Raw genomic sequence first — 19,871 nt, 5'->3', positions numbered from 1 at the left:
GGCCATGTCGATGATCTCGCAGAGAGTCGGTTACGCCGCGGACGGCGAGGGCGCCAGCAGCGCTTCCAGCGTGCGGCGATAGATGTTCTTGAGCGGATCGACGTAGCGCAGTTCGATGTGCTCGTCGATCTTGTGGATGCTGGCGTTCGGTGGCCCGAATTCTATCACCTGGGGGCAGATGCGGGCGATGAAGCGCCCGTCGGAGGTCCCGCCGGTGGTCGACAGTTCGGTGCTCACGCCCAGCTCATGCTTGATGGCGCCGCAGATCGCATCGGACAGCGTGCCCTTCGGCGTCAGGAAGGGCTCGCCGGACAGGGTCCACTTCAGGTCGTAATCCAGGCCGTGGCGGTCGAGGATGGCGTGCACACGCGCTTCCAGTCCGTCCGCCGTGCTGGCGGTCGAGAAGCGGAAGTTGAAGTCGACCGTAAGCGTTCCCGGGATGACGTTGTTGGCGCCGGTGCCGGCGTGGATGTTCGAGACCTGCCAGCTGGTCGGCGGGAAGTATTCGTTACCGTCGTCCCACTTTTCCGCCGCGAGCTCGGCCAGGGCCGGCGCCGCCAGGTGGATCGGATTGCGCGCCAGGTGGGGATAGGCGATGTGGCCCTGCACGCCCTTGACCACCAGGCAGCCCGACAGCGAGCCGCGGCGGCCGTTCTTGATCATGTCGCCGAGGACGTGGCTGGAGGTCGGCTCGCCGACCAGGCAGTAATCGAGGGTCTCGCCGCGCTCTTCCAGCAGCTCGCAGACGACCACGGTGCCATCCACGGCCGGGCCTTCCTCGTCGCTGGTGATCAGGAAGGCGATCGAGCCGGCATGGCCGGGATGCGCCTCGACGAATTCCTCGCTTGCCACCACCATCGCGGCGATCGAGGTCTTCATGTCCGATGCGCCGCGGCCGTACAGCTTGCCGTCGCGGCGGGTCGGCGTGAAGGGCTGGGATTGCCATTGCTCGGTCGGACCGGACGGCACGACGTCGGTATGTCCGGCGAACACGAACACCGGCGACGCCGTACCCCTGCGCGCCCACAGGTTGGTGACGCCGTTCGACTCGATGGTCTCGCAGGCGAAGCCGAGCGGCGCCAGCAGTTCCTTCAGGCGCTGCTGGCAGCCCTTGTCCTGCGGGGTGATCGAATCGAGGGCGATCAGCTCCTCGGTCAGCTGCAGGGTGCGCGAAGTCTTCATGCCGGCCAGTCTCCGAAAGTCCGCTCGTACTGGTCGGCGGAGAAACCGACCAGCAGCGGACCGGCGCCGGCCAGGACCGGGCGCTTGACGACCGAGGGATTCTCCAGCATCAACTCCAGTGCGCTGGCCTTGTCGACGACTTGCGCGCGGCGCTCGTCGGACAGCTTGCGCCAGGTCGTGCCCTTGCGGTTGACCAGGGTTTCCCAGCCGCTCTGTTCGAGCCAGGCGGCCACGGTTTCGCGGGACAGGCCCTGCTTCTTGAAATCGTGGAACTCGACGTCCTGGCCATGGTCGGCCAGCCAGGTGCGCGCTTTCTTGACGGTGTCGCAGTTCGGAATACCGTAGAGAGTTTTTTTCATGGCATTGGTACTGGGGAAAGGCGCGAAGGATAGCACAGCCCGCTACCTACTGAGGATAGTTTAGCAAGTGCATTCCGGGCCTGTCGCCGGACTGGCAGGCTGCGTCGGTTGTGCAAGCTGATCCGCTTGCCCTTAGCCGACAAGCGACATTCCTGTCCGTGCACTGAACGCCATCCCAACTCAGCCTTGTTCGGATCGCTTCTGCACCAGATGGGCACGCAAGGTCGAGTACGCCGATTCTGAAATCGACGCCCAATGCTCGCGTCGCGTTCTTGCGCGTTTACGATGCTTGGCAGCCATCTCCGATAGCGGCTTCACATAAAACGGCAAGGCGATGCAGAAGATTCTGTCACCCATCGGTGCGCCGCCCAAAGTTTGCCACAGTCCGTCATAGGCGTTGGCAAAATGCTTATCGTCGGCGGCGGTGTAGGAACATTGCCATGTTGACCTCACCGCCACTACCTGATTCATTCCCAGCGCCAGGGCAAGCCCTTGCACAGCCGCGATGCAGAAAAAGCTTGGTGAGTTGTTTGGATATGCTCGTTCGAAATTTTTGAGCGCGGCCGCAGCGTCGGCCCGGTGTCCCTGATTGCGCACGACGAACGGTACGACTGGCGCATCGATACCAACGAAACTGCCTTCAGTCCAGCTGAACGACAGGCAGTGCAGGGCAAGCTTGTCGACATACGCACAAATGGTCAGGTCACCTTCGGCACACAAGCGTGCCGCCATCTCGAGTTTGATTGAAACCGGAATGCCATCGAGATTACGCTCCCACAGCACCAAGCCGCCATCGGCGTAAACGGCGCGCTTGTAGGCTCGGTCGAATGTCGCCTCGTCAAAGTGGTAATGCGTAGCGACGCATTGAACACATTGTCGGAGCGTCAAACCACGGATGAGATAGTTCCGATGGCTGAGATGATGGAATACATCGTCATGGGCCGCGCTGACATAATTGCGATAGATTTCCAAGGCGAGCAATCGTCGATGAAAGCGATAGAACAGAACTACACGCAGGCTGCGTCCAATACATGCGACCCATGAAATAAACGGAAAATTCCTTCTGGCGTACCAGTGTCTGGCCAGGTGGGTGAGAACCATGTGATCCTTGCATTAAAGGCTTGAGAATGTTGACTCGGCCACCAATGCTTAATCTATGCAAGAGCGTATTTATGGCTACGTGCGGTCGGCCACACATGGCCTATGATGGATAAACGGTAATGATGTCCCAGACGATGGCTCATCCATTTCGTTGTCACAACTGAGCATCGAATCATGACAAAGTTTCTTATCTCCTTTCCTGCGAGTGCAATGGATGTTCCTGCCGAAGACATGCCCGCCGTTAGCGATGCGGCGCATGCGGTCATCCGCGAGGCAAAGGCTGCCGGGGTCTACGTGTTTGGCGGAGGAATCAACGCCGAGGTCGCGCCGGTCGTCGTTGCGGCGGACGGGCGCTGTACAAGCGAGACCTACCGCCAGACCAGAGAGTTCGATGGCGGCTTTTGCGTGCTCGAGCTGCCGTCCCGGGCAGTAGCCCTTGAATGGGCGGCCAGGATCGCTGCGGCCTGCCGCTGCGCACAAGAGCTGCGCGAGTTCTACTACGATCCTGAGAGTTGAGCTCGAGCGGCGCCTGCTAGTTGTCGAGCGTAAATTCCGTGAACGAGGGACCTGCCGATTCCTCGGCCGGCTTGGCTTGCTCCTCCGCCTTGGCCCCCTGGCTGTCCGGCCCATTATTGATGAGCCACAGCAGATTGGTGGCCGAATCCGCATTCGCCAGCGCTTCTTCCTGGGTGATCAGCTCGGCCTGCACCAGTTCCAGCAGCGCCTTCTCGAAGGATTGCGAACCCGGCGACAGGCTCTTGTCCATGGCTTCCTTGATCTGGCCGATTTCGCCCTTTTCGATCAGGTCGGCGACGTAGCGGGTATTAACCATGATCTCGACCGCCGCCTGGCGCGCGCCGCCGGCCTTCGAGCGCACCAGGCGCTGCGAGACGATGGCCTTCACCGCCGACGACAAATCCTGCAGCAGGGCGGGGCGGTTCTCGATCGGGTAGAAGCTGATGATGCGGTTCAGCGCGTTGTAGCTGTTGTTGGCGTGCAGGGTCGCAAGCACCAGGTGGCCGGATTGCGCGTAGGCGAGGGCGGCGGCCATGGTGTCCTTGTCGCGGATCTCGCCGATCAGGATGCAGTCCGGCGCCTGGCGCATCGAGTTGCGCAGGGCAACGTCGAAGCTGGCGGCGTCGCTGCCGATCTCGCGCTGGTTGACGATCGATTTCTTGTTCTTGAACAGGTACTCGATCGGATCTTCCAGGGTCAGGATATGGCCCGAGCGCTGTTCGTTGCGGTGGTCGAGCATCGAGGCGATCGTGGTCGACTTGCCGGAGCCGGTGGCACCGACGATCAGCAGCAGGCCGCGCTTTTCCATGATCAGTTCGGACAGCACCGGCGGCAGGCCCAGCTCGGCCAGCGGCGGAATACTCGCCGGCACGAAGCGGAACACGGCCGAGATCGAGCCACGCTGGCGGAATGCCGACAGGCGGAAGCGGCCCAGATTGGGCACCGAAATACCCATGTTCAGCTCGTTCTCGCGCTCCAGCTCGGCCATCTGTTCGGGCGAGGCGATTTCCGACAGCAGGACCTGGATGTTTTCGGGTTCCAGCTTGTTCTGGTTGATCGGGATGAGGTTCCCGTTGATCTTGATGTGGACGGGAGAATTGACCGCGAAGAACATGTCCGACGCGTTCTTTTCCTTCATCAACTGGAACAGGCGTTCCATCATCATGGTTCTCTCCCTTGCTTCGCGGTAATTTTTGCGTTTTGGGGATTCTAACCGTTGTGGAAGGATTGCGGTGGGCGGAAGAGCCCGCTGTGGGGAAATACGCCACCGTCGTGCCGGGCATTGCCCGACCCGACGCCCCGCTTCCGCGGGAATGGCGTATTCAGCGTTGCGGATTACACGCCACGCAGCAGCTCGTTGATACCAGTCTTGGCACGCGTCTGCGCATCCACGCGCTTGACGATCACGGCGCAGTACAGGCTGTACTTGCCATCGCTTGATGGCAGCGAACCCGACACGACCACCGAACCCGACGGCACGCGGCCGTAGCTGATTTCGCCGGTTTCGCGGTTGTAGATCTTGGTCGACTGGCCGATGTACACGCCCATCGAGATCACCGAGTTTTCTTCGACGATCACGCCTTCGACGATTTCCGAACGTGCGCCGATGAAGCAGTTGTCTTCGATGATGGTCGGGTTGGCCTGCATCGGTTCCAGCACGCCGCCAATGCCGACGCCGCCGGACAGGTGGACGTTCTTGCCGATCTGGGCGCAGGAGCCGACGGTGGCCCAGGTATCGACCATGGTGCCTTCGTCGACGTAGGCGCCGATGTTCACGTAGGACGGCATCAGCACCACGTTCTTGCCGATGAAGGAGCCGCGGCGGGCCACGGCCGGCGGCACCACGCGGAAGCCGCCTTTGGCGAAGTCGTCGGCGGTGTAGTCGGCGAACTTGGTCGGCACCTTGTCGTAGAACTGCAGGCCGCCGCCTTCGACGGGCACGTTGTTCTCGAGGCGGAACGACAGCAGGACGGCCTTCTTGATCCACTGGTTCACGACCCAGCTGCCGCTGTCTTTCTGGGCGACGCGCAGGCTGCCGTCGTCAAGGCCGGCAAGGACGTGCGCAACTGCGTCGCGCACTTCGGCGCTGGCGTTGGACGGGCTGATTTCGGCGCGCTGTTCCCACGCGGTGTCGATGATGGTCTGGAGTTGTTGGGTCATGATGGATCTATCAGGTTACGGATCTGTTTTCAGGAGGACTTCAAATCGTTGCAGAACTGGACGATGCGGTTGGCGGCTTCCAGTCCTTCGTCCACGCCGGCGACGAGCGCCATGCGGATGCGGTTGCGTCCCGGATTGCTGCCGTGCGCGTCGCGCGCCAGGTAGGAGCCGGGTAAAACCGTCACATTATATTCGGCGTACAGGCCGCGTGCGAACTCGGTGTCCGACAGGCCGCTGGCGCGCACGTCGGCCCACAGGTAGAAGCCGGCGTCGGGCAGTTCGACGTCCATCACCTGCTTGAGCAGCGGGGTGATGAGGCTGAACTTTTCCTTGTACAGGTTGCGGTTTTCCTGCACGTGGGCCTCGTCGTTCCAGGCCACGCAGGACGCCGCCTGCACCGGCGGCGACATCGCGCCGCCGCTGTAGGTCCGGTAGAGCAGGAATTTCTTCAGCACGTCCGGATCGCCGGCCACGAAGCCGGAGCGCATGCCCGGCACGTTGGAGCGCTTCGACAGGCTCGAGAACACGACCAGGTTGGCGTAGGGGCGCTGGCCGGCGCTGCGGCCGAGCTGGTGGGCCGCCTCCAGCGCGCCCAGCGGCGGGGTCGAGCCGAACCAGATCTCGGAATAGCACTCGTCGGCCGCGATGACGAAGCCGTGGCGGTCGGACAGTTCGAACAGCTCGCGCCAGTCGTCCAGGGTCAGCACGGCGCCGGTCGGGTTGCCCGGGGAACACAGGTAGAGCAGCTGCACGCGGGCCCAGACCTCGTCGGGCACGCTGTCGTAGTCGGGGGCAAAGTTGCGCGCCGGGACCGAATTCACGAAATACGGTTCGGCGCCGGCCAGGTAGGCCGCGCCTTCGTAGATCTGGTAGAAGGGGTTCGGGCACATCACCAGGGCGCTGCCGTTCGCGCCGTTATTCGATCCCGCGCGCGGATCGATCACGCACTGGGCGATCGCGAACAACGCCTCGCGCGAGCCGTTCACCGGCAGCACCATCGTGTTCGGATCCAGCGCCGGCACCCCGTAGCGGCGTTCCAGCCAGCCGGCGATCGACGTGCGCAACGGATCGCCGCCGTGCGTGCTCGGATAGTTCGCCAGCCCGGTCATGCTCTGCGTCAGGGCTTTCTGGATGAAGGCCGGGGTCGGGTGTTTGGGTTCGCCGATGCCGAGGCTGATGGGAACGTACTCGGGATTCGGCGTGACGCCGGCGAACAGCTGGCGCAGCTTTTCGAAGGGATAGGGGTGCAGTCTTTCGAGATGTGGGTTCACGGCTATACCAGGACGGGTGATCGATGCGAGAAGGTCAATTATAGCGAGGCCGGCCTGATGCTGCTTTCGCTTGGAATGCGGTAATATTACCGACGTGCCAATCCACTACGCCCGCAGCCTTCTCGGCAATGCGCGCAGCCCGCGCGCCAACCGCCACCTCGGGGTGGCGCTCGCCTTCGTCGCCGGCGCCATCAACGCCGGTGGTTTCCTTGCCGTTCACCAGTACACCTCGCACCTGACGGGGGCGATCTCCTCCGCGGCCGACAACCTGGCCCTCGGCGCCTGGGACCTGGCGCTGGATGCACTCGGCGCCGTACTGTCCTTTCTGGCGGGGGCAGCCTGCACCGCGCTCGCCGTCAATTACGGGCGGCGCCGTCGCCTGGCCAGCGAGTATGCGCTGCCGCTGCTGTTCGAAGCGATGCTGCTGCTGGCCTTCGGCGTGCTGGGCGCGCGCCTGGCCGGGGTCGACGCCCTGTTCGTGCCGGCCACGGTGATGCTGCTGTGCTTCATGATGGGCCTGCAGAATGCGCTGATCACCAAGATCTCGCACGCCGAGATCCGCACCACCCACATGACCGGCATCGTCACCGACATCGGCATCGAACTGGGCCGCATGTTGTACTGGAACCGCGACCCGGCGCAGCCCAGGGTGGCGGCCAACCATGCGCGCCTGCGCCTGCTGCTGTCGCTGCTGCTGGGTTTCTTCAGCGGGGGACTGGTGGGGGCGCTCGGCTTCAAGCATGCCGGTTATCTGGCGACCTTGCCGCTGGCCTGCGTGCTGTGCCTTCTGGCGATCGTGCCTGCGGTAGATGACCTGCGCCGCCTGGCGCCGCGTCAGACCTGACCCGCCAGCGCCCGCTCGCGCCAGGCCCCGGGATTCATCCCCGACCACTCGCGGAAGGCGTGCGTGAACGCGCTCTGCTCCTGGTAGCCGAGCAGGAAGGCGATGTCGGCCAGCGACAGGCCGCGCTGGCGCAGGTAGTCCTGGGCCAGCGCATGGCGGGCGCTGTCGAGCACCTGCTGGAAGCTGGCGCCGGCCTCGGAAAGCTTGCGCTGCAGGGTGCGCTGCGACAGGCCCAGTTCATCGGCGATGCTTGCCAGGCGCACGCGGTCGTTCGCCAGGTTGCGGATCACGCAGGCGCGCACCTGGGCGACGATGCCGTGGCGCCCGCGCTCCTCCTCGCGCGCATTGTTCCGCTCCTTCAGCAGCCGCTCGGCATGCTGCTGCAGCACCGGATACATGCCGGCGTCAGCGTTCGGCACCGGCATCGCCAGCAGGGCGGCGTCGAAGCAGGCGAGGTGGGCCTCGGCGCCGAACGCCGGCGCCATCCCCAGCACCCGCGCGTACTCGGCCGGATCGGCATCGCTCGCATGCGCAAAGGCCAGCCGCACCGGCGCCAGCGGCCGGCCGGCGAGCCAGGAGCCGAAGGTGCGGATGCCGGCGAACACGCTTTCGGCCAGATGGCGGTTGGCGCCGGGAAAGTGGCTGATCCAGGTGTAGCGCGCCAGTCCGGTGGCGGCGTCGACTTCGAGCCGCGAGCGTCCGAGGTCGTGGGCCAGTTGCTCGTAGCGCTGGGTCTGTTCGAGGGCCTGGGCGAAGTCGGCGCAGGCCAGCAGGATCAGGCCGTAGACGCTGTAGGTGCCAAGACGCACCCGTTCGCCCACGTGCAGGCCGAAGTGCGGATCCCGCGTCAGGTCGGCGCCGGCCGCGAGCAGGTCGATGTAGTCGCTTGCCGCCAGCGATTCCGGCAGCGGGCCGAGCGCGCCCTCATGCAGCCCGGCCGCCCGGGCCAGCGCACGCGCATCGACGCCGCACGCGGCCGCGGTCTCGAGCAGCGGCTGCAGGTAGGAGCCGGTGACCCGGGCAAGCAGGGGGCCTTTGGCCGGTGGCATGTTCGAACAAGCGCTTGGCATGAATCCGCAATACGTGGGGAGGCGAATGGCTTATCTTCTTGCAAAATATAAAACTATGCAATGGGAGAACCATGAGGCGATGGAACGGCTGGGGAGACGATACGATCGAGGTGCCGATCGGCGAGGGCGCGCTGCGTTTCCTCGAACAGAAGCTGGGACCGGGCAGCGTGCCGCGTGACGCCGCCTTCGAGGCCGTGTGCGCGCAGCTCGCGCCTTCGCGCCTGCCGCCGCATCCGCTGGTCGACACCACGCCGGCCGTGCGCCTGACCCATGCGCTGGGCCAGAGCCTGCCCGACTGGCTGCGCCTGCGCTACGGCCGGATCGAGGCGGCGCCGGACGGCGTGGCCTTTCCGGAAAGCGCGGACGAGGTGCGCGACCTGATCCGCTTCGCCGTCGACGCCGGCGCGGCCGTGGTGCCCTACGGCGGCGGCACCAGTGTCTGCGGCCATCTGGATGCGGCGCGGGACAGGCCGACGCTGTCGGTCGACATGGGACGCCTGCGCGCGCTCACCGGCCTCGATCGCGAATCCCTGCTGGCCACCTTCGGCGCCGGCGTCGCCGGTCCTGACCTCGAAGCCCAGCTGCGCGCCCAGGGCTATACCCTCGGCCACTTTCCGCAATCTTTCGAATACTCGACCCTGGGCGGCTGGATCGTCACGCGTTCCTCCGGCCAGCAGTCGCTGCGCTACGGCCGCATCGAGCAGCTGTTCGCCGGCGGCCGCATGGAGACGCCGCAGGGCAGGCTCGAGCTGCCGACCTTCCCGGCGTCCGCCGCCGGCCCCGACCTGCGCGAGCTGGTGCTGGGTTCCGAAGGACGGCTCGGCATCCTCCTTGATGCCACGGTGCGCATCAGTCCCGTGCCGGAATTCGAAGCCTTCCACGCCGTGTTCCTGCCGGACTGGGAGCGCGCCGAGACGGCGGTGCGCGCGATCGTGCAGGCGCGGCTCGGGATGTCGATGCTGCGCCTGTCCAATCCGGTGGAGACGGCGACCATGCTGACCCTGGCCGGGCATCCCCGGCAGGTGGCCCTGCTGGAGACACTGCTGCGGCTGCGCGGCGCGGGCGAAGGCAAGTGCATGCTGCTGGTCGGCGCCAGCGGCGCTCGCAAGCAGGCGCGCGCGGCCCTGGCGGCGGCCTTGACGCTCGCGCGCCGGTTCCAGGGCGTGCACGCGGGCCGCGGCCTGGGCGAGCGCTGGAAGAAGAACCGCTTCCGCAACGTCTACCTGCGCAACGCGGCCTGGGAACGCGGGTATGCGATCGATACCGTCGAGACGGCCCTCGACTGGCCGCGCGTGACGCCGGGCATGCGCGCGGTCGAGCGGGCCGCCGCCGATGCCCTGGCCGCGGATGGCGAGCAGGTGCATGCCTACACCCACCTGTCCCACCTGTATCCGCAGGGCGCCAGCGTGTACACGACCTTCATCTGGCGCCTGGCCGGCGATTACGACGCCGACCTGGCGCGCTGGCGCCGCCTCAAGACCTCGGTGTCGGAAGCGATCGTCGCCAGTGGCGGCACCATCAGCCACCAGCATGGCGTCGGCAGCGACCACGCGCCCTGGCTGCAGGCGGAGAAGGGCCGGCTCGGCATGGAGGCGCTGCGCACCGTGTTCCGCCAGTTCGATCCGGGCGGCTGCATGAATCCCGGCAAACTGGTGAGCCCATGACGGCGCTATGGAGGAGGGACGGCCGCGCCGCCTTGCCCGGTCTGATGGCGCAGGAGTGGGACCTGCTGGTGATCGGCGGCGGCATCACCGGCGCCGGCATCCTGCTGGAAGCCGCGCGCCGGGGCTTGCGCGCCATGCTGGTCGAGCAGCGCGACTTCGCCTGGGGCACCTCGAGCCGTTCGTCGAAGCTGGTGCACGGCGGCCTGCGCTACCTGAAGGATGGTCACCTGCACCTGACGCGCGAATCGGTACGCGAACGCGAAAGCCTGCTGCGCGACGCGCCCGGGCTGGTCGAGCCGCAGGGCTTCGCCTTCGCCCATTACGAGGGCCAGCGCGGCCGCCGCAGCTTCCTGGCCGGCCTGGCCATCTACGACCTGCTGGCCGGAAGGCGCGAGCGGCATTGGCTCGCCGCCGAGGAATTTCTCGAACGGGCGCCGAATGTCGAACGTAAAGGCCTGGCCGGCGGCATCGTCTACACCGACGCCAAGACCGACGACGCGCGCCTCGTGCTGCGCGTGCTGGGCGAGGCGATGGATCATGGCGCCTCGGCGCTGAACTACGTGGCCGCACGCGCGCTGATCCGCGACCAGGGGCGGGTGGCCGGCGCGTTGCTGCATGACGGGATCGGAAATGCCGGCCATGAAGTCCGCGCCCGCGTGGTCGTGGATGCCACCGGCGCCTGGTCCGGCGCCCTGCACGGCAAGGGACCGCGCCTGCGTCCGCTGCGCGGCAGCCATCTGATTTTGCCGGCCTGGCGCCTGCCGCTGTCCCAGGCCGTGAGCCTGATGCACCCGCACGATGGCCGCCCGGTGTTCGCCTATCCCTGGGAGGGCGTCACATTGGTCGGCACCACCGACCTCGATCACGCCCAGCCGCTGGATGCCGAGGCGCGCATCACGCGGGCCGAACTCGATTACCTGCTGGCGGCCGTGCAGGCCCAGTTTCCCCAGCTCGGCATCGGCGAAGGCGATGTGCTGTCGACCTTTGCCGGGGTGCGTCCGGTCATCGCGGGCGGCCACGCCGAGGCCTCGCGCGAAGGGCGCGAGCACAGCGTCTGGAGCGAGGACGGGCTGGTGGCGGTGGCCGGCGGCAAGCTGACCACCTTCCGCGCCATCGCCCTCGACGCGCTTGCGAGCGTGCGCGCCCAGTTGCCGGATTGGCGCGACCAGCTGCAGCCCTGCCGGGTGTTCGCGCCGCCGCCCGAGGCTTGCCACGAGCGGCTGTGCGGCGCCCGGCTTCGCCGTTTGAAAGGCCGGTACGGCGCCGCCACCGGCGCATTATTGGCCGCCGCCGGCGCGGACGAATTCGAGCTCATTCCCGGCACCGAGACCTTGTGGGCGGAGCTGCGCTGGGCCGCGCGCGCGGAAGCCGTGCAGCACCTCGACGACCTGCTGCTGCGCCGCACCCGCCTGGGCCTGCAGCTGAAGCAGGGCGGCGCCGCGCTGATGCCGCGCGTCCGCGCGATCTGCCGGCCGGAGCTGGGCTGGAGCGACGCGCGTTGGCAAGAAGAAGAACGAAACTATGCTGCCCTGTGGAACTCCCACTACGGGCTGCCGCAGGAGACAGCGCAATGACGACCCAGCCGACCATCCTCGCCATCGACAACGGCACCCAGAGCGTGCGCGCGCTGCTGTTCGACCTGAACGGGAATATCGTGGCGAAGTCGCAAATTATGCTGGATGCATATTTTTCCGAGCAGCCCGGCTGGGCCGAACACGATCCCGAGGATTACTGGCAAGCGCTGTGCAAGGCCTGCCATGGCCTGTGGGGCCAGCCCGGCGTCGACAAGGCCGCGGTGCAGGGCGTGGCCGTGACCACCCAGCGCGGCACCGTGGTCAATCTCGGCAAGGACGGCAAGGCGCTGCGGCCGGCCATTACCTGGCTCGACCAGCGCCGCACGGACACCTGGCCCGGCATCGCCTGGTGGTGGCAGGCGGCGTTCAAGCTGGCGCGCGTGGACGGCACCATCGATTACTTCCGCGGCGAGGCCGAGATCAACTGGATCAAGGCCCACCAGCCGGACATCTGGGCGGCCACCGACAAGTTCCTGCTGCTGTCCGGCTACCTGAACTGGCGGCTGTGCGGGCGCTTCGCCGACTCCAGCGGTTCGCAGGTGGCCTATCTGCCATTCGACTACAAGCGCCGCCGCTGGGCCGCCCGCCACGACTGGAAGTGGCAGGCGCTGGCGGTCGAGCCCCACATGCTGCCCGAGCTGGTCGAGCCCGGCGAGCGCCTGGGCACGGTGACTTCCGACGCATCGCAGGCCACCGGCATCCCGGAAGGCCTGCCGCTGCTGGCCGCCGCCGCCGACAAGGCCTGCGAGGTGATCGGCGCCGGCTGCCGCGAGCCCCACGTGGGCTGCCTGAGCTACGGCACCACGGCCACCATCAACACCACCAGCACGCGCTATACCGAGGTCACGCCCTTCATTCCGCCTTACCCGGCGGCGCTGCCCGGCGCCTACAGCAACGAGGTGCAGGTCTTCCGCGGCTACTGGATGGTCAACTGGTTCAAGGAGCAGTTCGGCCACCACGAACAGCTGCGCGCGCTGGCGGAAGACGTCGCGCCCGAACAGCTGTTCGACCGCATGGCCAGCACCGTGCCTCCCGGCTCGATGGGCCTGATGCTGCAGCCCTACTGGACGCCCGGTATCCGCGTGCCGGGCCGCGAGGCCAAGGGCGGCATCATCGGCTTCGGCGACGTCCATACCCGCGCCCACGTCTACCGCGCCATCCTGGAGGGGCTGGCCTATGCGCTGCGCGAAGGGAAGGAGAGGATCGAGAAGCGCAGCGGCGTGGCGATCACCGAGTTGAGGGTGTCCGGCGGCGGCTCCCAGAGCGACTGCGCGATGCAGCTCACCGCCGACATCTTCGGCCTGCCGACCGCGCGCCCCCACGTCTACGAGACCTCGGGCCTGGGCGCGGCCATCGATGCGGCGGTGGGACTGGGCCTGCACCGCGATTTCGATGCGGCGGTGGCGGCCATGACCAGGGTGGGGCGGGTGTTCGAGCCGGTGGCGGAGCACCGGTCGATTTATGACCGGCTGTACCGGCAGGTGTACAAGCGGATGTATAAGCAGTTGCAGCCGCTTTATCGGGATATTGCGGAGATTACGGGGTATCCGCAGGTCCGCTGACGTCGTTGGCCCATGAACGTCATTCCCGCTTTCGCGGGAACGACGGTGGCGTGCTTACATCATCGCCGCATTCCGAACCGCATCCCAGGCCGCCCCCGCCACCGCGGTCTCGACCCGGTTCCGCCCACCCCCCTTGGCCGCATACATGGCCCGGTCGGCGCAGACGAACAGCTGGCCGATCTGGTCGAGCTGGGTTGGGACGATGGTCGCGACGCCGACCGAGACCGTGATCCAGGGCGAGGTCGGCGAGCGCGGGTTCGGCAACTGCAGGGCTTCGACCGTGGTGCGGATCGCTTCCGCCAGGCGGGCCGCGGCCTCTTGCGGGGTCTCGGCGAACAGCAGCACGAATTCCTCGCCGCCGTAGCGCGCCGCCAGGTCGGTCGGGCGCAGGGCGTGTGCCTGCAGCGCCTGGGCCACCTTCTGCAGGCAGACGTCGCCGGCGGCGTGGCCGAGGGTGTCGTTGTACAGCTTGAAGTGGTCGACGTCGAGCACCACCAGCGACAGCGGCTGGGCGTTGCGGATCGCACGCTGCCATTCCCGCTCCAGGAAACTGTCGAAGTGGCGCCGGTTGGCGATCCTGGTCAGCGGGTCCAGCATGGCGGCGCGCTGCAGCGCATCCTCGGACTGCTTGTGGTGGGTGATGTCGTGCAGCAGGGCAACGAACAGGCCGTCTGCCGCGTGCATCGGGGTCATCGTCAGGTCCATCGCGCGCAGGCCGCCGTCGCGGTGGCGGATCAGCACTTCGCGGGTGCCGTGGCCGACCGCTTCCATCGCGGCGCAGTCGTCGGGATAGCTCTCCTGCTGGGCCAGCAGCTCGGCCAGCGAGCGGCCCACCAGCTCGTCGGCGGCATGGCCCAGGTAGCGGTCGCAGGCCGGGTTCGCGTACTGGATGCGGCCGCAGCGTTCGACGATCAGGAGGCCCTGGTCCATGCTGTCGACGATCATGCGCAGACGGTCCGCCTGTTCCTTCTGGGCGTCGCTGCCGCCGGTCAGGCGCAATTGGGCGCGCACGCGGGCGCAGACTTCTTCCATGCGCAGCGGCTTGGGGATGTAGTCGGCGGCGCCGATGTCGAAGCCGGCGACGATGTCTTCCGTCTCGCCGCGCGCGCTCATGAAGATCACGGGAATGCGCGCCGTGGCCGGGTGGGCCTTCATGCGGCGGCAGGTCTCCAGGCCGCTCAGGCCGGGCATGACGACGTCGAGCAGCACCAGGTCGGGCTGGATGCGCCGGGCGATTTCGAGGGCGCGCTCACCCGAGGTGGCGACGAAGGTCTGGTAACCCTGGCGCAGCATCATCGTACGCAGCACGGCGAGATTGTCCGCGGCGTCGTCGACGATGAGAATGGCAGGCTTGCGGGGCGTGGACAGCCCCGCGCTGGCTAGGTTGGGCATACTGTGCCTCGTGAAGCTGCGCGATGATTGATCGTTCAAAATCATACATCGTTGGGCACCGTCAGAGGGCAAGTATTGCTTGTTTGATAGAAAAATTTGTGACTTTGGCGCAACTTTTGGTCGTCCAGGACAACCAAAAGTCGCACTCGAAGCGGGGAGATTACAGCTGGTCCTTGATCAGCTTGCCCAGCACGGCGATGCCTTCACGGATGCGCTCCGGCGGCACGGTCACGAAGGACAGGCGCAGGGTGTTGGTGGCCGGATCGTTGGCGTAGAACGGCGCGCCCGGCACGAAGGCGACGCGGGCGGCGATCGCCTGGTCGAGCAGCTTGGTGGCGTCGATGTGCTTCGGCAGCTCGACCCAGATGAACATGCCGCCTTCCGGACGGGTCCAGGTCACGCTGTTTGGGAAGTGCTCGTCCATCGCGTCCAGCATCACCTGGCACTGGTTGGCGTACAGGCTGCGGATGGTCGGGATGTGCTCGTTCAGGAAGCCGTCCTTGACCACTTCGTGCACGACCATCTGGGTCAGCTGGGCGGTGTGGAGGTCGGCGGCCTGCTTGGCCAGCTCGAGGCGGCGCACCAGCGGCAGCGGGGCGCACACGTAGCCGAGGCGGATACCCGGGGTCAGCACCTTCGAGAAGGAGCCCATGTAGATCACGCCGTCCGGGTTCATGTTCAGCATGCGCGGCATCGGCTCGCCCTTGTACGACAGCGCGCCGTAGGGATCGTCCTCGATCAGCGGCAGGCCCAGGCGGGCGCAGGTCTCGACCAGCTCGCGGCGGCGCTCGATCGACAGCGAACGGCCGGTCGGGTTCTGGAAGTTCGGCAGCGCGTACAGCAGGCGCGCGCCTTCGGCCAGGCCTTCGAGCGAGGACGGCACCAGGCCGTGATCGTCGGTCTCGACCGAGTGGAAGTCGGGACGGTACACCGAGAACGCCTGCAGGGCGCCCAGGTAGCTCGGGGTCTCGACCAGCACCTTGCTGCCTTCGTCGATCAGTACCTTGCCCAGCAGGTCGAGGGCCTGCTGCGAGCCGGACACCATCAGGATCTGCTCGGGCAGGATCTTGCAGTCCGGGGTCGACAGATAAGCCGCAATCCATTCACGCAGCGGCGCGTAGCCGTCGGTCGGGCCGTATTGCAGGGCCTGTTTGCCGGCTTCGGACAGCACCTTGTCGTAGGCGGCTTTCATGCGCTCGACCGGGAAGGTGGCGGGCGACGGCAGGCCGCCGGCGAAGGAGATGATCTCCGGACGCTGGGTAATCTTCAGGATTTCGCGGATCGCCGAGCTTTGCAGCTGCTGTGCGCGTTCCGAGAAGTGCCACTGGATGGGATTGGGATTTTCGATTTTCATACTGATCTCACTGGAGAAGGACGGCTGGGGTGCGTCGGCCATTATAAAGCACGCTGGATGAGCGGCTTCGTTAAAAGGAGCTTGCCTTGTGGGCTCGCCCCGGAATTTGCAGGGTGGGCACGGGTGCCCATCCTGCGTGATTACGCTACTTCCACGATCATCTCGATTTCGACGCAGGTGCCGCGCGGGAGCGAGGCCACGCCGAACGCCGAGCGGGCATGCTTGCCGGCCTCACCGAAGATTTCGCCCAGCAGTTCCGAGCAGCCGTTGGTGACCAGGTGCTGTTCGTTGTACTCCGGGGTCGAGGCGACCAGGCTCATCACCTTGACGATGCGCTTCACGCGGCTCAGGTCGCCACCACAGGCTTCCTGCAGGGTGCCGATCAGGTCGATGGCGACCGAGCGCGCGGCGGCCTGGCCGTCAGCCGTGGTCTTGTCCTTGCCCAGCAGGCCGGTGTTCGGCGAGCCGTCGGCGTTCTTGGCGATGTGGCCGGAGATGAAGACCAGGTTGCCGGTCTGCACATACATGACATAGGCCGCGGCCGGGGCTGCCGGCGACGCGAGGGTGATGTTCAGTTCTTTGAGTTTGTCGTAGACGGACATGGAATCCCCAGATTACGTGATAAAGAGCCGGTATTGTACGACTTGCCACTGCGCGCGGCTACGTCCGGCTCATCGCGTGCGCACCTGCATCCGGCGTCCGGCCGCGACCACGCCGATGATCGCCAGGGCGAAGCCGCAATTGGCGGCGGTCAGCGGCTCGCCCAGCAGCAGCCAGGCGCCGCCCAGCGACAGGAAGGGCTGCACCAGCTGCACCTGGCCGACCCGCGCCACGCCGCCCAGCGCCAGCCCGCGATACCAGAAGAAGAAGCCGACGATGGTCGAAAACACGGTGACGTAGCCGAGCGCCAGCCAGGCGCGCAGGCCCACCGCGCCCAGCCGCGCGAACTGGCCGGGGTCGAGCACGGCCAGCAGCACCGCGCTGGGCAGGGCCGCCAGCACCAGCGCCCAGCAGATGGTTTCGCGGCCGCCCAGGTCGCGCGCCAGCCGTCCGCCCTCCGCGTAGCCGGCCGCGGCCGACAGCACCGCCGCGAACATCAGCAAGTCGGCCGGCTCGAGGCGGCCTCCGCCCTGGGTCAGGGCGAATACCACCACCAGGCCGGAACCCATCAGGGCCAGCGCCCAGAAGCCGGCCGAAGGACGCTCGTGGCCGCGCAGCGCCGAGTACAGCGCGGTGCACAGCGGCAGCACGCCGATCAGCACCGCGCCGTGCGAGGCCGGCAGGGTGCGCATGGCAATCGAGGTCAGCAGCGGAAAGCCGATGATGCAGCCCAGCGCCACCACGGCCAGCGCCGGGAGGGCCGTGCGCGGAGGCCGCGGCGCGCCTTTCCAGCGCAGCCAGGCGCCGGCCAGCAGCGCCGCGCCGACGGCCCGCGCCAGCGAGACGAACAACGGGTCGAGTTCGGCCACGGCCATGCGCGTGAAGGGCAGGGTCAGGCTGAACAGGGCGACCGCGGCCAGGCCGAGCAGCATGCCGCGGGTTTCGCTGCGGTGCTCGTCGCGCGCCGCCTGCAAGGAAGGTGAGGCGAGGGTGGACTGTGTCATATTGGCTCCTGTGGCGATTGCGTCAATACCTGGTCAGCGCTATGCTAGACCTCAAGAGCAGTACAGTACCTATACAGTTACCCGCATAAACCCTCACACTGTCATGGCGAAATGACCAACACAGTCTCCCAGGCCCCCGGGTTTCAAGCCCGGATCTCACGCGATTCCGGCGAGCCGCTGGCCGACCAGATCGTCCGCGCGGTGGCCGCGCGCATCGACGACAAGCACTTGCGCGCCGGCGCCCGCATGCCCTCGATCCGCCAGTTCGCCGGCGCGCACGGGGTTTCGCCGTTCACGGTGGTGGCCAGCTACGACCGCCTGGTGGCCCAGGGCTATCTGGAATCGCGCCGCGGCGCCGGCTTTTTCGTGCGCGAGCGTTCGCCGCTGAACACGGGCCTGAAGGAAGCGGTGGTGGCGGGTGCGCCGCCGGCGCCGGCCCTGGACGTGGTCTGGCTGATCCGCAACCTGTTCCGCCAGGCGCCGGGCCAGACCAGTTCCGCCGCCGGGGTGCTGCCGGCCGAATGGCTGGACGGTCCCGGCATCGCCGGCGCCCTGCGCGCCATCGGCCGCCAGCCGGGCGCCATGCTGCTCAACTATGGCGCGCCGCAGGGCTATCTGCCGCTGCGCCAGCAACTGCAGCGCAAGCTGGCGGAACTCGAGATCGAAGCCGCGCCGGACCAGATCGTGACCACGGTGGGCGTGACCCAGGCCCTGGACCTGGTGGCGCGCGAGCTGTGCCGGCCGGGCGACACCGTGTTCGTCGAGGATCCCGCCTGGTTCCTGATGTTCGGCTCCTTTGCCGCCATGGGCCTGAAGGTCGTCGGCATCCCGCGCCTCGGAGATGGGCCCGACGTGGCGAAGCTGGCCGAACTGGCGGCGCTGCACAAGCCGCGCCTGTTCGTGGTGAATTCGGTGCTCCACAATCCGAGCTCGACCTCGCTGTCGGCAGCCAAGGCCTTCCAGGTGCTGCGCATCGCCGAGGAACACGGCTTCGTCATCGTCGAAGACGACATCTATTGCGACCTGCACCCGGGTCCGTCGGCACAGCCGGCCACGCGCATGGCGCCGCTCGACCAGCTGCGGCGGGTGATCTACCTGGGGGGATTCTCGAAGTCGCTGGCGGCCAATTTGCGGGTCGGCTTCATCGCGGCCTCGAAGGAACTGGCGCTGCGCCTGGCCGACCGCAAGATGCTGGCGACCCTCACCACCAGCGATCTGGGCGAACGGGTGGTCTACAAGATCCTGGCGGAGGGCGTCTACCGCAAGCACCTCGAGCGCATCCGCGCGCGCCTGGACGGCGCGCGGCCGAAGGCCATCCGCCGCAGCGAAGAGCTGGGACTGAAGCTGGAGAGCCTGCCTTCGGCAGGGATGTTCCTGTGGGTCGATGCCGGCAGGGATACCAGCGTAATGGCGGCACAGGCCATGGAGCAGGGCCTTCTGCTGGCGCCGGGCAGCCTGTTTTCGCCGGACCAGCTGCCGTCCACGCGCATGCGGCTGAACGTGGCGACGCGCGAGGATTCGCCGCTGTGGGCTTTCCTTGCCGGCGCCGCCGGTCCGGCATCCTAGCGCCGCAGCGCGTGCTGCTGCGCCCCCAGCACGCGCTCGATCAGGGCGGCGTCCAGTCTCATGGTCCTCATGAAGGCGCGCGCCGCACCCGGACCGAGGATGCGGAGGATGACCTGCGCCTTGTAGATGACACGAGCAGTCACCGGGTCGCGACGGATATAGGTCATCCCGTCGGCACTGCTGTGCCGGGGATGGTTCACTCGACCAGGCCGCGTGCGACGCCGACCTGGCCGCGGTAGGCATCGAAGATGCCGCGCAGGGCGTCGGCCATGTTGGTGGTCGGCGCCCAGTCCAGGTCCTGCATCGTGTTCTCGATCTTCGGCACGCGGTTCTGCACGTCCTGGTAGCCGGCGCCGTAGTAGGCGCCCGAGCTGGTCTCGACAATCTGCACCTTCTGCGCGCCGGCCGCGTATTCCGGGTACTCGGCGGCCAGCTCGAGCATCATGCCGGCCAGGTCGCGGATCGAATAATTGTTGGCCGGGTTGCCGATGTTGTAGATCTGGCCGCTGGCCTTGCCGTCCTTGTTCTCGATGATCTTCATGAGGGCCTCGATGCCGTCATCGATATAGGTGAAGGCGCGCTTCTGGTGGCCGCCGTCGACCAGCGAGATGGTCTCGCCGCGCACGATGTGGCCGAAGAACTGGGTCAGCAC

18 protein-coding genes and 1 pseudogene are annotated in these 19,871 nt (G+C 66.9%); 6 read left to right on the top strand and 13 right to left on the bottom strand.

Annotated elements, in window-relative coordinates; translation table 11 throughout:
- Positions 1-30 precede the first annotated feature (30 nt).
- The 3 genes from dapE to AB4Z32_RS20495 all read right to left on the bottom strand — a co-directional run bounded on the left by dapE (position 31) and on the right by AB4Z32_RS20495 (position 2,642).
- Positions 31-1,182 carry a succinyl-diaminopimelate desuccinylase gene (gene dapE, locus AB4Z32_RS20505; protein ID WP_442123718.1) on the bottom strand — a complete coding sequence of 384 codons (1,152 nt, stop codon included), beginning with the start codon at positions 1,180-1,182 and terminating at the stop codon, positions 31-33.
- Positions 1,179-1,541, bottom strand: a complete 363-nt coding sequence (locus tag AB4Z32_RS20500; RefSeq protein ID WP_442123717.1) for an ArsC family reductase — start codon at positions 1,539-1,541, stop codon at positions 1,179-1,181. The genes dapE and AB4Z32_RS20500 overlap by 4 nt, the downstream gene beginning before the upstream one ends.
- A gap of 180 nt (positions 1,542-1,721) precedes the next feature.
- The gene (locus tag AB4Z32_RS20495; protein ID WP_442123716.1) at positions 1,722-2,642 is read right to left on the bottom strand and encodes a DUF535 family protein; all 921 of its coding nucleotides are present in this window, start codon (positions 2,640-2,642) and stop codon (positions 1,722-1,724) included.
- Positions 2,643-2,816: 174 nt separating this feature from the next.
- On the opposite strand from AB4Z32_RS20495, the gene AB4Z32_RS20490 reads away from it, so the two are divergent.
- On the top strand, positions 2,817-3,158 hold the full coding sequence (locus AB4Z32_RS20490; RefSeq protein ID WP_442123715.1) for a transcription initiation protein: 342 nt from the start codon (positions 2,817-2,819) through the stop codon (positions 3,156-3,158).
- 16 nt (positions 3,159-3,174) lie between these two features.
- On the opposite strand, the gene AB4Z32_RS20485 is transcribed toward AB4Z32_RS20490, so the two are convergent.
- The 3 genes from AB4Z32_RS20485 to dapC form a co-directional block, all read right to left on the bottom strand.
- Positions 3,175-4,323, bottom strand: coding sequence for a PilT/PilU family type 4a pilus ATPase (locus AB4Z32_RS20485; RefSeq protein WP_442123714.1), 1,149 nt, complete (start codon positions 4,321-4,323; stop codon positions 3,175-3,177).
- A gap of 170 nt (positions 4,324-4,493) precedes the next feature.
- Positions 4,494-5,318: a 2,3,4,5-tetrahydropyridine-2,6-dicarboxylate N-succinyltransferase gene (gene dapD, locus AB4Z32_RS20480; RefSeq protein ID WP_442123713.1), complete on the bottom strand. Its 825-nt coding sequence runs from the start codon at positions 5,316-5,318 to the stop codon at positions 4,494-4,496.
- A gap of 29 nt (positions 5,319-5,347) precedes the next feature.
- Entirely contained in the window at positions 5,348-6,589 is a 1,242-nt protein-coding gene (gene dapC / locus AB4Z32_RS20475) for a succinyldiaminopimelate transaminase (protein ID WP_442123712.1), read from the bottom strand.
- A 94-nt stretch (positions 6,590-6,683) separates the two neighbouring features.
- Between dapC and AB4Z32_RS20470 the strand changes: the two are divergent.
- Positions 6,684-7,427: pseudogene (locus AB4Z32_RS20470) on the top strand (YoaK family protein); the annotation flags it as partial.
- Here AB4Z32_RS20470 and AB4Z32_RS20465 read toward each other — a convergent pair.
- Positions 7,424-8,482, bottom strand: coding sequence for an AraC family transcriptional regulator (locus AB4Z32_RS20465; protein WP_442123711.1), 1,059 nt, complete (start codon positions 8,480-8,482; stop codon positions 7,424-7,426). The pseudogene AB4Z32_RS20470 and the gene AB4Z32_RS20465 sit on opposite strands and share 4 nt — an antisense overlap.
- Before the next feature lie 92 nt (positions 8,483-8,574).
- Here AB4Z32_RS20465 and AB4Z32_RS20460 point away from each other — a divergent pair, with 92 nt between their 5' ends.
- From AB4Z32_RS20460 to AB4Z32_RS20450, 3 genes are read left to right on the top strand one after another with little or no spacing between them, the layout of a single operon-like run.
- Positions 8,575-10,167, top strand: a complete 1,593-nt coding sequence (locus AB4Z32_RS20460) for an FAD-binding oxidoreductase (protein WP_442123710.1) — start codon at positions 8,575-8,577, stop codon at positions 10,165-10,167.
- Entirely contained in the window at positions 10,164-11,741 is a 1,578-nt protein-coding gene (locus AB4Z32_RS20455; RefSeq protein ID WP_442123709.1) for a glycerol-3-phosphate dehydrogenase/oxidase, read from the top strand. Before AB4Z32_RS20460 ends, AB4Z32_RS20455 begins: the two co-directional genes overlap by 4 nt.
- Positions 11,738-13,303, top strand: a complete 1,566-nt coding sequence (locus tag AB4Z32_RS20450; RefSeq protein WP_442123708.1) for an FGGY-family carbohydrate kinase — start codon at positions 11,738-11,740, stop codon at positions 13,301-13,303. The genes AB4Z32_RS20455 and AB4Z32_RS20450 overlap by 4 nt, the downstream gene beginning before the upstream one ends.
- Positions 13,304-13,357: 54 nt before the next feature.
- Here AB4Z32_RS20450 and AB4Z32_RS20445 read toward each other — a convergent pair whose 3' ends face one another.
- The 4 genes from AB4Z32_RS20445 to AB4Z32_RS20430 all read right to left on the bottom strand — a co-directional run bounded on the left by AB4Z32_RS20445 (position 13,358) and on the right by AB4Z32_RS20430 (position 17,653).
- Complete coding sequence (locus AB4Z32_RS20445) at positions 13,358-14,695, bottom strand: diguanylate cyclase (protein ID WP_442123707.1); 1,338 nt, start codon at positions 14,693-14,695, stop codon at positions 13,358-13,360.
- Between the two features lie 160 nt (positions 14,696-14,855).
- Positions 14,856-16,049 (bottom strand): aminotransferase-like domain-containing protein, encoded by a 1,194-nt coding sequence (locus AB4Z32_RS20440; RefSeq protein ID WP_442123706.1) that lies wholly within the window; start codon positions 16,047-16,049, stop codon positions 14,856-14,858.
- Positions 16,050-16,189: 140 nt separating this feature from the next.
- Entirely contained in the window at positions 16,190-16,651 is a 462-nt protein-coding gene (locus AB4Z32_RS20435) for a RidA family protein (protein ID WP_442123705.1), read from the bottom strand.
- Between the two features lie 69 nt (positions 16,652-16,720).
- Positions 16,721-17,653, bottom strand: coding sequence for a DMT family transporter (locus AB4Z32_RS20430; protein ID WP_442123704.1), 933 nt, complete (start codon positions 17,651-17,653; stop codon positions 16,721-16,723).
- Positions 17,654-17,764: 111 nt separating this feature from the next.
- On the opposite strand from AB4Z32_RS20430, the gene AB4Z32_RS20425 reads away from it, so the two are divergent.
- Positions 17,765-19,219, top strand: a complete 1,455-nt coding sequence (locus AB4Z32_RS20425; protein ID WP_442123703.1) for an aminotransferase-like domain-containing protein — start codon at positions 17,765-17,767, stop codon at positions 19,217-19,219.
- Here the strand turns inward: AB4Z32_RS20425 and AB4Z32_RS20420 are convergent.
- Positions 19,216-19,386 carry a hypothetical protein gene (locus AB4Z32_RS20420; RefSeq protein WP_442123702.1) on the bottom strand — a complete coding sequence of 57 codons (171 nt, stop codon included), beginning with the start codon at positions 19,384-19,386 and terminating at the stop codon, positions 19,216-19,218. The two genes, AB4Z32_RS20425 and AB4Z32_RS20420, sit on opposite strands and share 4 nt — an antisense overlap.
- Positions 19,387-19,415: 29 nt before the next feature.
- On the bottom strand, positions 19,416-19,871 hold a 456-nt coding region (locus tag AB4Z32_RS20415), incomplete at its 5' end, for an NAD-dependent epimerase/dehydratase family protein (protein ID WP_442123701.1).

Origin of the sequence: Massilia sp. 2TAF26 (genome assembly GCF_052115005.1) — a bacterium.
GTDB lineage: Bacteria > Pseudomonadota > Gammaproteobacteria > Burkholderiales > Burkholderiaceae_D > Telluria.
This window is presented reverse-complemented; position numbering and strand designations above follow the sequence as displayed.